Genomic DNA, 15,611 nt, shown 5'->3' with positions numbered 1-15,611 from the left:
CCCACCCGTAGCGACAGGTCATGTTGGTGGCGGCTGCGGTCTCGTCGAGGAACACCAAGCGGTCCGGGTCGAGGGTGTCCTGGCTCGCGAACCACGCCTCCCGGGCAGCCTTCACGTCCTCCCGCTCTTGCTCGGCTGCATGCAGCGCCCCCTTTTGCGGGTGATGCGGTGGCGGGCGAAGAAGCGTGACAGGCCGCTCGTGCTGGTCGTCACGCCTTGCTCGGCCAGGGTGGCGCACAGTTCATGCAGGCAGATCGTGGGCTGCGCTTCGTAGGTCGCGCGGATCAGGCCGGCGTGCGCCTCGATGGCCAGTGAGCGCTGATCGCCGCCGCGTGGCCGCGGCGCGACCCAGCCCTCCCGCCGTAAGCGTCCCGCCCAGCGGCTGGCGCTCGACGCGCTCACCCCGAAGCGGGCGGCCGCGCGGGGACAGGAAGCTCCCTCCGCCATCGCGGCGACGACGCGCTCACGTAGATCGATCGACAGGGCTGACGGCATCGAAGCCTCCTCGGCCCATCAACGCCTCACCCCAAACCATGTTGCCGATCGGTCGGACACAGCTCTAGCGAACGAAGACGACGCCGATCCCGGTCGATCCTCGGATGTCAGCGCTGCTGCACCGTAAGCCGGTGCGCGTCGTGACCGTGAAAGCGGCCAATTGCACCGCGCGGTTCGCCTGGGCGATCATGACGCATAGCGGCACCTACCGCGCACCGGCGGCCACTGTCGTCTGGCTGCAAGGCGAGGAGGCTTTTCCAGATTGCGAGGACGATAAGAGTTGATGGCGGACTGGACAACCCGGGGGCAGGGACACCCCGCCGTACGTCGTGGACCTCTTAGCCCGCGAAGGAGAGTAAGCCCTCACTCGCTGATACCGCCGGGCCAGCAGCGCACATGAACAACTGCATCAACAGGCCGGACGCAAGGCTGCACCCCACCAGTGCGTCAGAAGCTCAACTCGTCACGTGCAAAGAGGGGGGCAGCCACACCAAACGAGGTCCTACCGATCCAACCCGGCCGTCAGGATGGCCACTTACGTTTTTTGAACCAGTCATCCGCAAGTCGTCCGGAGAAATCGAGTCAAGGGGGCAAATTTACCCACCCTCGGGAGTAACTCAATATTGCCGCCCTTTGCTCCGGTGAATTATTTCTGGACTTACGACGCTCCTGAAGGCCGTGCCGTCGAATTATTGCCATAGCGTCTTTGCAACCTCGTGGCGATGGCAGATCGCGTTTCCGAATAGCCGGGAGCCACCATCGGGTATTTTGGCGGGAGGCCCCACTTCGCCCGGTATGTCTCCGGGGTCAGCCCGAAGGCCGTTAGGTGCCGCTTGAGCGTCTTGTAGGGCTTGCCATCCTCGAAGCTAATCAGCGCCTCGTGCGTAATCGATCTACGAATGACATCTTGCGTTGCCTGACGGGCCGTTGATCCATTTTCGCCCCTGAAGCCATCGAGCTTGACAAGGGCGTCGGCAATGCTTGCGATCAACTCAGGCATTGAAGAAGTCGGCACGGAGTTGCGCACGACGTAGGCGGCCACGATGTCTGCGGTCATACGCATATAGAATGAGTAGGACGCTGCGCCACAATGCCGTGTTTGTTCCATGGACCCCTCCGATAGTGTTATATCAACCAAACGCCACAGTTTTGACGACATATATTTGTATTGTTGAACATCTAATGCAGACTAAATGTTTAAAAAAACGATTGTTTTTCACATGATTTAATTTCGAATACGTCTTACCACGTGTAGGCAACCTCCCCGGGCATTGCCTGGCATCCACGCGGCGACGGTTGAACCGCCAACGTCCTGAAGCCAATCGATTCGAGCCAGCAGCGGCTCGAGCGCGGACAAGGCCGGGAGGATGTCGATCGGGTCGAGGAATCGAGCCTTGGCGCGGGCGACGTTGCCGTGGGCCGGAAACAAGAACGAGGCACCGGCAGCGCGCAGCGGCTCCGGTATCTGCTGTAAGCGCACGATTGTCTCTGAGTTGAGTTGCGCGACATCGCCGACCATGAGGTTGAACCCGGTTACCGCTCAAGCTTCGGCGTATAGCGAAAGAATACTGTACGGCCTGGATGGGCCGCGCGCCCGAGCGAGCCGAGTGGTCCAAGTCAGGACGTCGGAGATTAACAACAGGCCGGCCATGTCGGCCTCCCTCGAGACGATGCCATTGTGACGGCGCATGTGGCTGGTAGACTCGCCGCCCTCAGGCGTCTGGCGAGTATTGCTGCGCGGTGTCGGCTAGGTCCTGCATCGAGGCCACGAATTGCTGCAGGGTTTCGGTGTCTGCCAAACCCTGCAGGCCGAGCTTGGTCAGCGTTTGATCCAGCTTATCGACGGCGTCCTTGAACACCCGGCTCAATTCGAGCAAGCGTTCGCCCCCGGCCTGTATGTGCGGCACGCGCGAACCGAGAGGCTCGCCTCGTGCGTGAGCGGCAGCTAGATCCGCGTGCAGCCGGACGGACTGGTCCGAGCCACAGGATCGGACAGGGAGGAGGAGAATCTCGGCCATGATCGCCTCAGGCCGCGCGCACGGTTTCGAGGAAGCGGGCGACCTCGGCGCCGAGATGCTCGGATTGCCGCGACAGCTCCGAGGCCGCCGACAGGACCTGCGAGGCCGCAGCCCCCGTCTCCTCCGACGCCTGCGCCACGCCGGCGATGTTGCCCGTCACTTCGTTCGTCCCCGCCGAGGCCTGCGCCACGTTGCGCACGATCTCCTGGGTCGCCGCGCCCTGCTCCTCGACGGCGGCCGCGATCGAGGTCGCCACGCTGTCGATCTCCCGGATCCGGCCCGTGATCCCGCCGATCGCCGTCACCGCCTGCGCGGTCACCCCCTGGACCTCGCCGATCTGGCGCGCGATCTCCTCGGTCGCCTTGGCGGTCTGCTCGGCCAGCGCCTTCACCTCGGAGGCCACCACCGCGAAGCCCCGCCCGGCCGCGCCGGCGCGGGCCGCCTCGATCGTGGCGTTGAGCGCCAGCAGGTTGGTCTGGCCGGCGATGCCGGAGATCATCCCGACCATGTCGCCGATCCGCGCGGCGTTCTGGCTGAGCGCCTGGACGAGGTGGGCGGTCTGGTCGGCCTCGCCCACCGCGGCCTGGGCGAGGTGGGCCGAGCCGGTCACCTGCCGGCCGATCTCCTGCACGGAGGAGCCGAGCTCCTCGGCGGCGGCCGCGACCGTGTTGACGTTGGTCGACGCCTCCTCGGCGGCCGCGGCCACGGTGGTCGACTGGGATGCGGTCTCCTGGGCGGTGGCGGTCATCTGCTGGGCGGTGGCCTGGAGCTCGGTGGCCGAGGACGAGACCAGGCCGACGATGCCGCCGACCGCGCGCTCGAAGCCGTCGGCGAGCTCGATCATGGTGCGCTTGCGCTCGGCAGCCGCGGCCTCATCGGCGCGGCGTTTCACCTCGGCCTCCTCGGCGGCCTTGCGGGCGACCATGGCCTTGATGCCCTCGACGGCCTTGCCGACGGCGCCGATCTCGTCGCCGCGGGCGGCCTCGCGGATCTCGGCGTCGATCTCGCCGCGAGCCATGCGCTGCAACACGCTGGCCAAGCTGCCGAGCGGGCGGGTGATGCCGAAAATCACGATCAGTGCGGACAGTAAGACGGCGCCGACGAGTCCGGCCACGGACGCACCGATCAGCACCATCTTGGCGGTGCCGACGGCTTGGTCGGCGTCGTCGCGCGCCTGCCGCAACTCCGAAGTCAAGCGCTGGACACGGCCCTCGACAAACTCTCGCAATTTGGTGCTCGCGACGGAGGCATCGACCAAGAGAACTTTGGAAGCGGCTTTGTGGTCGTTCTGGAGGTCGAGGGCATTGGCCCGATCCAGAGCGGCGAAAAATTCCTGAAGGATGCTCTTAAGCTTCTCGTTGGTGACCTTGCGCTCAGGTGTATCCGCTAGTTTGATCAGGGCACTGACGTCGTCAAGCGCAGCCTCAACCAATGCATCATGGCGCATCTTGTAATCAGTCATCTCCTTCTCGTGCGTGTCGAGAGCCATGTTTGATGCATAAACGGTCGCTTCGTTGACGTTCGCACGAACACTCATGATGCGTTCGAGGCGGACCGCCTGTTGATCAACGATCTTGCGGCACTGGCTAGCGAGATCGTTCAGTCCCATAAAGGCATAAAACACCAGTGTCGCCGCGACTGCAGCGGTGATCAGCAACGGCATGGTTGCCTTAATTACAATTCGAGTGTTGCTCATTATCGATCCACCCATATTGCGGTCTATTTTCCGTGCAAAGCGTTCACCGACGGGCAAAAATAAAATGCGTTTATGTGCAGAGCCTAACCCAATCTGTATTCCGCCGCTACAGAGGCGCAACTCATAATACGATGTACCCAAAGAAGGACGCCAACGATGACTAGGCGTGAGCGTCGGATCAAAATGATCGACCGACAAGATTCGCTGCAGAGCATATCTGGTCGCTGTGATTGGATAACCTGTAGCCTGAGTTAGTTATCAGAGGTTTAATAAGCGTTTTTCGCAAAAGTGATAGTGTTCGTTATATTGATATTCGATACGTAGTTCAGCGCCGCCTTTGCCAAGAGCGGATCTTGATTTTGGAGAACCGGCCATTTGATATCGTGGCGGGCTGGCACGGATGAAATGATGACGGAATATGACTCGCTGGAACCTGACACGTGGCGCCCCCAGGCCCGTTTCCGTGCGGCGATAGACTCTCTGCACCAGCTCAGGGCATTCAATGAGAAGGGCGGGATCGCGGTCTTCCTTGATGTCACGCGCGCTTCGCCTCCCGACATCGAGATCCTCGGCAGTCAAACCCGGATCCTGAGCTTTTGGGATACGCGATCACGCAGCGGTTTTGTGACAAAGCCGAAATTTTCGGCGGGACTCTTGACCCTGCGTTTCGTCACGAGCGGACAGATTTCTTACCTTCATCGCAATGGCGAGACGGTAGCATCGTCGTTGATCGCCGCCTTGACCGGCTTCGACGAACTCCGTGAGGTGCGTGCTTCGAGCGCAATAAGCGCGGTGAGTGCCACCTTCCCTGCGCATGCCCTTGTCTTGGCGAGCGCTGCGCTGACGGGAGATGGCCCAAGCGGCCTGCCGGCCCTGGAGCCGGTCGCAGACATGAACCGGCCGGGCATGGCGGCCCTGTTTTGCACCGTTCGTTCCGTTCAACGGCGGTTGCAGACCATCAAGCAGCAATCTGATCTGTGGCTGCCTTTGCTTCAGGAAGTGATGAGCTATCAATTGCTGTCCGCCTGGCCGACGCGTGCCGCTTTCACGATGGCACCGCCGCTCGACACCGCATCGCGACAGCTTCAACTGGCCATCGACTACATCGAGGCTAATCTTCAGACGGCGCTGATCCTGGCGGACGTGGCGGCTTCGGCCGGAATTAGCGTTCGCTCCCTGCAGATCAAATTTAAGCGGGAACTCGGGCGAACGCCTGTCCAGTTCATCATCGAACGGCGGCTGACCCGCGCCCACGAGGATCTTCTCTCGGCAGCTGCTGTCGAACGATCGATCGGTGCGATCGCGCGAACTTGGGGCTTCCTGCACGCCGGTGATTTCGGCCAGCGATATCGCCGCCAGTTCGGGTGCACGCCTTCTCAGACGAGGTCTACCACTGCTCGCGGCCGCTTGCGAGTGACAGAGTGATCTTGTCGCCGAAGCGGAGTGGATCGTAAAATACTGAAAGACGAATGCACGCTCCAGGCTTTATCGCTCAGAAGCAAAACAGTTGATAACACCCAATCCAGTCAGTTCACATCTGCCTCCCTATCCCACAAGCGTCCATTCACCCGCAGATAGAAAGTTGGGAGCCTCTAACATCGCCGACCACGACAAAGGGCTTATAATCTACCTTATGTATTGACAGCGCCCGTCCCGCGGCGGTGAATGGCGGTATTGAAGAGCGATTCGCCGACGAGGCTTCGGCATCAGAACCGCGTCCCGACTGCTTTTGATGACGGATGCGTCTTGCCCGTCCCTAATACCTTCTCCGTCGACAAATTTGTACGCTTGATCGGTACCTCATTGGGCGCGGTCTAAGTAGACACGCGCACCTGCGAGGGATATCTCGCCGACCGGCGCCACTTGCCCGGATCTCTTACGACCCATGCGGATTTTGATGGGTCCTGCTAATCTCGAGTTCTGGCATGATCAACGACTAGGGCGTGTCTGCAAAGGGTTCACATGCCGCTGGTGTGAACCCATCTGTTTGGGATGCGACGCTACGAACTGACGGACGTGCAGTGGGCGCAGATTGGCCCGCTGCTGCCAGCGCAGAAGCCGAAGACGGGCCGTCCGGCCGAGGATCACCGGCGGATCGTCTACGGCATGCTGTTGATCCTGCGCACGGATGCGCCGTGGGCGGACTTGCCTGCGCGCTACGGCCCCTCGGGCACGGTGTCGAGCCGGTTCTGCCGGTGGCGACAGGCGGGATTGTTCGGGCGTGTGCTCAAGCGTCTGCAGGCCCAGGCGGATGCACGCAGCGCGATCGACTGGAGCCTGCACTTCGTGGACGCCACCATCGTGCGCGCCCATCAGCACGCCGCCGGGGCTCGCCGCAGCTGCGCCATCGGGGGGTGAGGCCCAGGTTGAAGCGGGTCAGCCGGCCACGGTCGATGGATCGGCCGAGGCGCTCGGACGCAGCCAGGGCGGCTTCTCGACCAAGCTGCACCTGCGGGTCGAGGGCGGCGGCAAGCCGATGACCGCCGTGCTGACGGAAGGCCAGCGTCACGAGCAGATCGCCCTGGAAGCCGTGCTCGACACCGGCGCTGTGCCGCGCGTGGGACGCGGTCGATCTCGTCTGCGGCCCAGACGGACAGCGGGAGACAAAGGCTATTCCAGTCCACCGGCCCGCGAGCGGATGCGCCGGCGCGGGATCGAGCCGATCATTCCGACCCGCAAGAACCAGCCGCGCGATCCCACCTTCGACAAGGCCGCCTACCGCGAACGCAACAAGATCGAGCGCCTGATCAACCGCCTCAAGCAGTATCGACGCATCGCAACCCGCTACGAGAAGCGCGCCGCAAACTACCTCTCCATGGACAGGCTCGGCATGATCATGCTCTGGCTGCCACGGTTTGCAGACACGCCCTAACCGATCAATCCTATGTGAGCAGCGACGCGGCGCTAATTGACGCCTGGCTTCTGGCGAGGGCGCTCAATTTCGAGATCGACGCATCCGATTCAGCCCCGGTTCGGCGACTGCGACGCCGAGTTGAGAAGGGCGAACAGGCGTGACGGAGTTCTAGATGGGACTTGCCGATTGGTAGAGCGGCCATGTCCGGCCGACTCCGAGACGAATCCAGCGGCGCCTTTCCGCGCATGGAGACACTCCCCTCATGCTTTCGCATGATATACGCTGAGGAAGATCCGGACCGCCTCGCTGACGTGACGTGGCTTTTGCGCTTGGCTAGAAGTGTCCCTGTGGGGGATGAACAAACGTACCGGCGTGATCTTACCGATGATCATGCCGATGAACATGTTCGCGGCGAGTTCCGTGTCGTCGCCGACGAACTCGCCGCGTTCCCCGGCTTTCGTGAGATAGGCGGTCAGTTTCTGGAACGTGTGGCCGGGCGCCACGGCATAGAACGCGTCGCCGAGCGGCGGATTGCGCCGGACCTCGGCGACCACGATGGAGCCGAGGGCGAACATCTCCGGCATGATCATCGCCTCGTAGAGGTTCGTGCCGACGGCGGTCAGAACGGCTGGAAGCGAACCGATGCCATCGAGATCCTGATCGATCTTCCCCCGGAGGTCTTTTGCACGAGTGTTCACCACCTCGATGAACAGGTCCTCCTTCGTGCCGAAGTGGCGATACAGCGTCTCCGTAGAGGCCCCCGCTTCCAGCGCGACCATCTTCATCGTCGTGTCCGAAAACCCGTGGTCGAGGAACAGGCGCTCGGCGACGGCGGCAATCTCGGCACGGCGACGCAATCCACGGGGAACGGGAGACCGCGGCATCTTATCCGAACCGCCTGTTTCGCTTGACATGATACACCGCACCGGAGTTAGAAACGAAACGTTCGGTTCGGATAGACCGTTCCCGCAGACCTCACGCGTCCCGCTTCCGGCATTCTGCCGAGCACCGCGCGAGGGAAAAGGTTGTGGCTCATCCCCATGCACACAAACGACGATGGAGAGGCCACCGGAGCGCGAGGTGGATCCAGGACCAGGCGGGACGTGCTGGATGTCGATACGGACAGGAGTCGTGGTTCGCGCCGCCGTGACGACGATGATGGTGACCGCGACGAACGGCGTAGCCGGTCACGGTACGACGACAAACCAACCGACGACCGGCCGCGCCGAAACTCCGACGGCGATAGGTACGAGGACGACCGCGGCCGGGAAAACCCGGGATCCAGCGAACGCCGTCAGCGACCAGGGCGCGACCGCGCGGAGGGTACCGACGACGAAAAGGCTTCCGAAGCTCCGAAGGACGACCGCGACGACGAGCGGGCTCGCAAGAAGCGCCGCCCCGTGGTCATCGGCATCGCCGCCGTCGCCGCGCTGCTGCTGGTCGGGGGCGGCCTCTATTACTGGCTCTCCACCCGCGGCAAGATCAGCACCGACGACGCCTACACCGACGGCAACATCGTCAACGTCGCCCCTCAGGTCGCCGGACAGGTCATCGCGCTTGAGGTGACCGACAACCAGTTCGTGCGCAAGGGCGATCCGCTCTTCCGCATCGACCCGCGGCAGTTCCAGTTCAGCCGCGAGCAGGCCCAGGGCCAGCTCGACGCCAGCAACGCGCAGATCCGCAACCAGAAGCTGGGCGTCGAGATCGCGCGGAAGAACTTCCCCGCCGCGCTGCAGCTCGCGCAGGCCAATCTCGACTCGGCCAAGGCCAACCTCGCACTCCAGCAGGCGAACTACGACCGGCAGCGGAGCCTGCCGAAGCTCGCGACCACCCAGCAAGACGTCGACACCACCGCGTCGAACTACCAGCAGGCGAAGGCTCAGGTCGAGCAGGCGCAGGCGCGTCTCGTCCAGGCGATGCCGGTCCAGCAGAACATCGGCCAGTCCGAGCAGCAGGTCGACCAACTCCAGGGCCAGGCCGAGCAGGCCAAGGCGCAGGTGGAGCAGGCCAACTTGAACATCGATTGGAGCGTGGTGCGCGCGCCTCAGGACGGCTGGGTGACGAGGCGCAACGTCAACGCCGGCGACTACCTCACGGCGGGCCAGCAGGTGATGTCGCTGGTGACCACCGACGTCTGGGTCACGGCGAACTACAAGGAGACCGAGCTTGACGGGATGCGCGCCGGGCAGCGGGTCAAGATCGCCGTCGACGCCTACCCCGACCTCGACCTCCAGGGCCACGTGGACTCGGTCCAGCGCGGCTCGGGCTCGAAGTTCTCCGCCTTCCCGGCCGAGAACGCCACCGGCAATTTCATCAAGATCGTCCAGCGCGTGCCCGTGAAGATCGTCATCGACAGCGGGCTGAGGAAGGATGAGCCGCTGCCGCTCGGCGTCAGCGTCGTGCCCACGGTGATGCTCAAATGAGCGACGCCTCTGACGGTTGGAAGCCCGCCCACAACCCCTGGCTCATCGCCATCGCGGTCACCCTGGCGGCGTTCATGGAGGTGCTCGACACCACCATCGTCAACGTGGCGCTGCCCTACATCGCCGGTTCCCTCGCCGCCTCGAACGACGAGGCGACCTACACGCTCACCGCCTACCTCGTCGCCAACGGCATCGTCCTGACCATCGCCGGGTGGCTCTCCGACACCATCGGGCGCAAGCGCTACTTCCTGATCTGCATCGGCATGTTCACGGTGTCGTCGTTCCTCTGCGGACTGTCGCAGAGCCTCGGCCAGATCATCGTGTTCCGCCTGTTGCAGGGCTTCTTCGGCGGCGGCCTGCAGCCGAGCCAGCAGGCGATCATCCTCGACACATTCCCCCCGGCCAAGCGCGGGGCCGCCTTCGGGGTGACCGCCGTAGCCACCGTCGTCGCCCCCGTGCTCGGGCCGACGCTCGGCGGCTATCTCGTCGAGCATTCGACCTGGCGCTGGATCTTCTTCATCAACGTGCCCGTCGGGATCCTCACGCTGTTCGCCAACGCATACCTCGTCCAGGATCCTCCGGCGGAGAAGGAAAAGCGGTCGCGCGGCCTGGACTACATCGGGCTCGGCCTGATCGTGGTCGGCATCGGCTGCATGCAGGTCATGATCGACCGCGGCGAGGACGACGGCTGGTTCGGCTCGCCGTTCATTCGCACCATGGCGGTCCTCGCCTTCGTCGGCATCTTCGGCGCCATCTGCTGGCTGCTGACCGCCAAGAAACCGGTCGTCGACCTGGAGGTGTTCAAGGACCGGAACTTCACCGTGGGTTGCCTGCTCATCGGCGCGACGGGCGCGCTGCTCTACGGCGGCTCCGTCCTGGTCCCCAATCTCGCGCAGCAGGTGCTGGGTTACACCGCGCTCGATTCCGGCTTCATCCTGTCGCCGGGCGGCGTCGCGGTCATCGTGCTGATCCCTATCGTGACCGCGGCGATGAAGTTCGTCCAGACGCGCTACATCATCATGTTCGGCTTCGCCTTCATGGGCTGCGCGCTGTACTATTCGAGCTGGATAGCCCCGAACATCGATTTCCGCACCCTCGTGATCATGCGGACGCTGCAGACGGCGGCCCTGGCCTTCCTGTTCGTGCCGATCTCGACGGTGGCCTACCTGACCCTGCCGGACAAGTACCGCAGTGACGGCTCGGCGCTGTTCTCGATGTTCCGCAACGTGTTCGGGTCCATCGGGATCTCGCTCTCGACGGCCGCGGTCACGGAGCGGACGCAGGCCGACCAAGCCCACCTCTCGTCGTTCATGACCCCCCTGCGCCAGGGCTACAACACGCTCATCCAGGAGACCGAGCATACGCTCCGGTCCCTCGGGCGCGCGGCGTCCGCAGTGCATCAGGAGGCGGTCGCGCACACCTACCAGACCTACCTCAAGCAGGCGCAGGTGCTGGCCTACAGCAACGTGTACCAATACACGGCGCTCGTCGCGTTCCTCGTCGTCCCGCTGTGTCTGCTGATTTCGGCCAAGACCGCGCAAGGCGGCGGCGGGGGACATTGAGATGACGCTTCGCCGATACCCCGAACGACGCGCCCGCGCGGCGGTCGCGGCCAGCCTGCTCGGCCTCGCCGGCTGCACGGTCGGCCCCGAGTTCACCGCGCCCGCGACGCCGCTCGCCGATGCGAGCGACTACCTTGACACCGGCCTCTCCGCCCCGACGCCGCGGCGGCTCCTGGCGCGCACCGTCGATGCCGAGCCCGACGTGGCGTGGTGGCGGGCCTTCCGCGATCCGGTGCTGTCGCAGCTTGAGGACCGGCTGGCCACGCAAAACCTCGACGTCCAGACCGCGACCGCCCGCCTGTTCCAGAGCCGGTCCCAGCTCAACACCGCCGCCGCGGCGGGCCTGCCGACGCTCAACGGCCAGGGCAACGCCTACCGGATGCAGTACAGCAAGAACGGCACAATCGGCCTCCTCTCGAACTCGCTGAGCGGCCTGACGGGCGGCGGCGCGTCGGGAAGCAACCCGACGGCGCCGCTGACCAACGGCTTCGAGAGCTATACCCTCGGCTTCGACGCGTCGTGGGAACTCGACCTGTGGGGCAAGGTCCGCCGCTCGGTCGAGTCCGCCGAGGCCCAGGCGGACGCTTCGGCGGAACAGCGACGCGACGCGCTGGTCTCCGCCCAGGCCGAGCTCGCACGCGACTACGTGCAGTTGCGAGGTACCCAGGAACTGATCCGGATCGACCTCGCCAACGTTCGGGTTAACGAACAGATCCTCGACGTCGTCCGGGTGCGTCAGCAGAAGGGATTGGTCACCGGCCTGGACACGTCCAGCGCGGCCCAGCAGGTCGAGGCGATCAAGGCGCAACTGCCGCAACTCCAGCAGCAGGAGATCCAGCAGATCAACGCGATCTCCCTGCTGCTCGGCGAACCGCCGCTCGCGCTATCGCAGGAACTCGTCAGCGGCCGGGCGATCCCGCCGGTGCCGCCGCGCGTTCCCATCGGCGTGCCGTCGAGCCTCGTCATGCGCCGGCCCGACATCCGCCGGGCCGAGGCGAACCTGCATTCGGCCGTGGCCGAGATCGGCGTCGCGGAAGCGCAGTTCTTCCCGAGCGTCACGCTCACCGGAAGCCCGACCGTGAACTCCGTCGATCCGGGCAAGCTCTTCCGGGGCTCGTCCCTGCAGTACATGAACATTGGGCCGTCGATCTCAATACCCCTTTTCGAGGGCGGGCGGCTCAAGTCAAACCTCGTACTCCAGCGCGCCCGGCAGCAGGAGGCGGCCATCGCCTACCAGAAGGCGGTGCTGCAAGGCTGGCACGACGTGGTCAACGCCCTCGCCGCGCTGCGCGGCGACGAGGCGCGCCGGGCTCGCCTGGCCCGGCAGGTCGCCGACGCGCGGCAGGCGCTCGCCCTATCGCGGGCGCGGTACGCGCAGGGAGTCGAGATCTTCACCACCGTGCTCCAGGCCTCGCAGACGGTGCTTCAGGCCGAGACCAACATGTCCCAGGCGACGGCCGCCATCTCCACCGACTTTGTCGCCCTGTCGAAGGCGCTCGGCGGCGGTTGGGAGACCACCTTCCCGAGCGGCAAGACGCCGCCCCTGTCCTTGGCGAAGGTCGGCATCCCAGTCTCGGACGTCGTGCATGACGGGTCCCTCGGACGATGAGCGACCGGGCAGCGGGAGCGAACGGCCTCCATGCGCGGGACGGCCCGAGGCCAACCGGACGATGCCATCCGCGTCACGCCTGAGGGGGCGGGACACTACAAGACAGAGACATCATGTCCTATCGGCTCGCCACCCCGATCCTCCTGACCTTGGGCCTCGCGACCCCGTCCCTGGCACAATCTGGGTCTGCGCCAGCTCGCCCGACCCTGTTGATCCACGGCAACTATTGCGGCCCGGGCAACAATGGTCCCCTGGCTCCAATCGATGCCTTGGACGCCGCCTGCGCCCGGCACGACGCCTGCACCCCGAACGATGGCCTTCCGTCCAAGGCATGCAACCTTCGCCTGAAGGTCGAGGCGCAACGGGTCGCGGACGACCCTCGTCAGCCACCAGAACTTCGGATGCTGACCGAGGTCGTCGCCTCGGGCTCCGCGATGATGCCCTCGGCTGCGCCTGGGCGGACCAACCAAAGTGCCGTGACGGGCGCGATCGGAGACTGACCCGCGGCGATGTCTTGGACGGGTGAGGCGCATGAGGCCCGCCGTTCCGAAGCGTCCGGCCAGGCCCATGATGGCGCTCATCCGTTGGACGCGAATCTCCTTACGGCGCCCCCGTCCTCGGCTCTACGAGATCGCGCGTTCGAACCTCGAACGTGCGGTGCATCGACCGGTCTGCGCACTGCCCCCTCGCGCAGGCCGGTCGACCGCCCGTTCCGACGGCACGTCATTGCCGGACCAGGCGTCGGCTCGTGACTCCCTCTGCCGGCACCGGACGCCCGTTGAATCCGTCCACGGCGGTATCGGAACGAGCGCTTATGCGATGAACGCTGCCACCCTGGCACAGGGCCCGGCTGGGTGTGATCCTGAGGGCGCACATGAACGACTGGAGCTTCTCCGAAGACAGGCCGGCCGGCGTTCACCCCTGCGCCCACGCTTCAGACCGCTCCCGCTCCGGCACTTCCCTTCTACGGTCCCGTCGTCCCGGCGAGCCTTGAAGCCTTTAGATTCCTGAACAGTCGCATCTCGCCCAGCGACCAAGCGACTGCCGCTAGAGCTGTGCCCGACCGATCGGCAACATGGTTTGGGGCGAGGCGTTGATGGGCCGAGGAGGCTTCGATGCCGTCAGCCCTGTCGATCGATCTACGTGAGCGCGTCGAGCGCCAGCCGCTGGGCGGGACGCTTACGGCGGGAGGGCTGGGTCGCGCCGCGGCCACGCGGCGGCGATCAGCGCTCACTGTCCGGACTGGATCTACAACAACCGCAATCAGGTCGAGCGTCTCTGGGCCAGGCTTAAGGAATGGCGTGCCATCGCAACCCGCTACGAGAAAACCGCCGCCAGCTTCATAGGCGTCCTCTCCCTCGCCGCAGCCCTCGACTGGCTCAAGCGATGACACGCCCTAGCAGCAGATGACAGACCTACAGACGACTGGCCCTTTGGATATCCTCCTCGTCAGCGACTCGCTCGCCGAACATTCGCCGGTCGATGGCTGGCAGTAATTACTCACGGGGTGGATTGGTCGGCGGTTGAACGCCCACGGCTGCGCCGCTTTCCGGGATGAGCTTGCCTCTTGCGCGGGTCAGATTTCGCTGATTCTCTCGTGAGATGGGCCGCAGCGAACTGGAACGGCTGAGCTGCGAGGAGCTGATCGAGCTGGTGCTGCGGCTGCAGCGGCCAGAGAAGACCTCACGCACCTCATCCAAGCCGCCCGCGACGGATCGCAAGGAGCAGCGCGTGCACTCCAAGCCCGGCGGCGCCAAGCCCGGTCACGAGTGCCATAGCCGAGTGCTGAGCGACGATCCCGATACGCTCGTGGAGCATCGTCCTGAGGCTTGCGCGTGCTGTGGTGGCGTCCTGCCTGGGGATCTGTGCGCCGAGATCGTCAGCGTCTCTGAGCGGGTCGAGCTGCCCGCGGTGGCGCCGATCGTGACGCAGCACCGGCGCCTTGCCATTCGTTGTCCGACCTGCGGAACGCGCGTGATCGCGCCAGCGCCCGAGGCAGCGCGCGGCACGCCCTTCGGCCCACGGCTGCATGCGGTGGCGACATACCTGAAGACCTTTCAGGCGCTCTCGTACGAACGGCTGCAGGCGGCGCTGTCCGACCTGTTCGGCCTGACGCTCAGCCAGGGTGGGCTGATGAACCTGCTCCGGCGTGCCCAAGGCTGCTTCCGTCCTGGTCGCGACGCGGCCATCGCGCTCCTGCGCCGGGCTGAGGTCGTCGCCTGCGACGAGACCGGCGTGCGCATCGAGGGCTCGAGCGCCTATCACTGGCTGTTCCACTCGGCCGACGCGGTGGTGCACACGCCGTCTCCGACGCGCGGCGCTGTCGTGGTGCGGGAGATGATGGACGGGCACCGGCCCGCGGTGTGGCTCTCCGACCGCTACACCGCACAACAGGGCCACGCCGCCGAGCACCAGACCTGCCTGGCGCATCTGGCGCGCGACGTCGCCTACGCCGTCGAGGTCAGCGACGATCCCGTGCCCTGGCGCCTGCAACTCTGGCTGGGAAGCGTGTTCGCCCTGGCCGAGCGCGTCACCCACTTGGCCGCCGCGACGCTGTCTGCCAAGCGCCGCAGCCTGGATCGGCAACTCGGCGCCTTCCTGGCCACGCAGAGCCGCTGTGACCTAACCCGCGAGCTGCAGGCCAAGATCAGCCGTGCCCGCGATCAGCTCCTAGTGTTCCTCGCCTATCCCGGGAAGGTCGAGCCGACCAACAACGGCTCCGAGCGGCTCCTGCGTCCGGCTGCCGTGCAGCGGAAGGTAACCAACGGCTATCGCGCCATGTGGGCGGCTGAGGGTGAGGCCGCCATCCGCACCGTCGTCGACACCGCCCGCCTGACCGGCGCCAATACATTCGGCACCATCCTCAAAACCGTGGGCGCCTGAACCCCACCATCACAGGCGTGGGTAATTACGGCAGGCATTCTTGGAAGACGTATAACTTAGGTGTCGGCGGT

Annotated in this window: 11 protein-coding genes and 5 pseudogenes; 10 read left to right on the top strand and 6 right to left on the bottom strand. The window is 65.0% G+C overall.

Going from position 1 to position 15,611, the window contains the following annotated elements; genetic code table 11:
• A pseudogene (locus tag ACQKQD_RS32890) lies at positions 1 to 495 on the bottom strand (helix-turn-helix domain-containing protein); the annotation flags it as partial.
• Between the two features lie 68 nt (positions 496 to 563).
• Between ACQKQD_RS32890 and ACQKQD_RS32885 the strand changes: the two are divergent.
• Positions 564 to 779 (top strand): annotated as a pseudogene (locus ACQKQD_RS32885) (hypothetical protein); the annotation flags it as partial.
• A gap of 374 nt (positions 780 to 1,153) precedes the next feature.
• Here the strand turns inward: ACQKQD_RS32885 and ACQKQD_RS32880 are convergent.
• The 4 genes from ACQKQD_RS32880 to ACQKQD_RS32865 form a co-directional block, all read right to left on the bottom strand.
• On the bottom strand, positions 1,154 to 1,552 hold the full coding sequence (locus tag ACQKQD_RS32880; protein WP_427510824.1) for a MucR family transcriptional regulator: 399 nt from the start codon (positions 1,550 to 1,552) through the stop codon (positions 1,154 to 1,156).
• A 168-nt stretch (positions 1,553 to 1,720) separates the two neighbouring features.
• Complete coding sequence (locus ACQKQD_RS32875) at positions 1,721 to 2,014, bottom strand: hypothetical protein (RefSeq protein ID WP_427510823.1); 294 nt, start codon at positions 2,012 to 2,014, stop codon at positions 1,721 to 1,723.
• Positions 2,015 to 2,207: 193 nt separating this feature from the next.
• Positions 2,208 to 2,513 (bottom strand): hypothetical protein, encoded by a 306-nt coding sequence (locus ACQKQD_RS32870; protein ID WP_427510822.1) that lies wholly within the window; start codon positions 2,511 to 2,513, stop codon positions 2,208 to 2,210.
• 7 nt (positions 2,514 to 2,520) lie between these two features.
• A complete protein-coding gene (locus ACQKQD_RS32865; RefSeq protein WP_427510826.1) occupies positions 2,521 to 4,209 on the bottom strand; it encodes a methyl-accepting chemotaxis protein in 1,689 nt (562 codons plus the stop codon).
• A 405-nt stretch (positions 4,210 to 4,614) separates the two neighbouring features.
• Here ACQKQD_RS32865 and ACQKQD_RS32860 point away from each other — a divergent pair, with 405 nt between their 5' ends.
• Positions 4,615 to 5,634: a helix-turn-helix transcriptional regulator gene (locus ACQKQD_RS32860; RefSeq protein WP_427510821.1), complete on the top strand. Its 1,020-nt coding sequence runs from the start codon at positions 4,615 to 4,617 to the stop codon at positions 5,632 to 5,634.
• A 567-nt stretch (positions 5,635 to 6,201) separates the two neighbouring features.
• Positions 6,202 to 7,081, top strand: a pseudogene (locus ACQKQD_RS32855) (IS5 family transposase).
• 242 nt (positions 7,082 to 7,323) lie between these two features.
• On the opposite strand, the gene ACQKQD_RS32850 reads toward ACQKQD_RS32855, so the two are convergent.
• A complete protein-coding gene (locus ACQKQD_RS32850; protein WP_427510820.1) occupies positions 7,324 to 7,977 on the bottom strand; it encodes a TetR/AcrR family transcriptional regulator in 654 nt (217 codons plus the stop codon).
• 189 nt (positions 7,978 to 8,166) lie between these two features.
• On the opposite strand from ACQKQD_RS32850, the gene ACQKQD_RS32845 reads away from it, so the two are divergent.
• From ACQKQD_RS32845 to tnpC, 7 genes and pseudogenes are all read left to right on the top strand, one after another.
• Positions 8,167 to 9,486 carry an efflux RND transporter periplasmic adaptor subunit gene (locus ACQKQD_RS32845; RefSeq protein WP_427510819.1) on the top strand — a complete coding sequence of 440 codons (1,320 nt, stop codon included), beginning with the start codon at positions 8,167 to 8,169 and terminating at the stop codon, positions 9,484 to 9,486.
• Positions 9,483 to 11,048 carry a DHA2 family efflux MFS transporter permease subunit gene (locus ACQKQD_RS32840; RefSeq protein WP_427510818.1) on the top strand — a complete coding sequence of 522 codons (1,566 nt, stop codon included), beginning with the start codon at positions 9,483 to 9,485 and terminating at the stop codon, positions 11,046 to 11,048. The genes ACQKQD_RS32845 and ACQKQD_RS32840 overlap by 4 nt, the downstream gene beginning before the upstream one ends.
• A 1-nt stretch (position 11,049) precedes the next feature.
• Positions 11,050 to 12,657 (top strand): efflux transporter outer membrane subunit, encoded by a 1,608-nt coding sequence (locus ACQKQD_RS32835; RefSeq protein ID WP_427510817.1) that lies wholly within the window; start codon positions 11,050 to 11,052, stop codon positions 12,655 to 12,657.
• Between the two features lie 113 nt (positions 12,658 to 12,770).
• Positions 12,771 to 13,157, top strand: a complete 387-nt coding sequence (locus ACQKQD_RS32830; protein WP_427510816.1) for a hypothetical protein — start codon at positions 12,771 to 12,773, stop codon at positions 13,155 to 13,157.
• A gap of 615 nt (positions 13,158 to 13,772) precedes the next feature.
• A pseudogene (locus ACQKQD_RS32825) lies at positions 13,773 to 13,890 on the top strand (IS630 family transposase); the annotation flags it as partial.
• Position 13,891: 1 nt separating this feature from the next.
• Positions 13,892 to 14,047, top strand: a pseudogene (locus ACQKQD_RS32820) (transposase); the annotation flags it as partial.
• A gap of 212 nt (positions 14,048 to 14,259) precedes the next feature.
• Positions 14,260 to 15,540 (top strand): IS66 family transposase, encoded by a 1,281-nt coding sequence (tnpC, locus tag ACQKQD_RS32815; RefSeq protein WP_427510815.1) that lies wholly within the window; start codon positions 14,260 to 14,262, stop codon positions 15,538 to 15,540.
• Positions 15,541 to 15,611: the final 71 nt, after the last annotated feature.

Source organism: Methylobacterium sp. NPDC080182 (assembly GCF_050281105.1).
Lineage (GTDB): Bacteria > Pseudomonadota > Alphaproteobacteria > Rhizobiales > Beijerinckiaceae > Methylobacterium.
The sequence above is the reverse complement of the archived record's forward strand: the minus strand, read 5'-3'. Positions and strand labels throughout refer to the sequence as shown.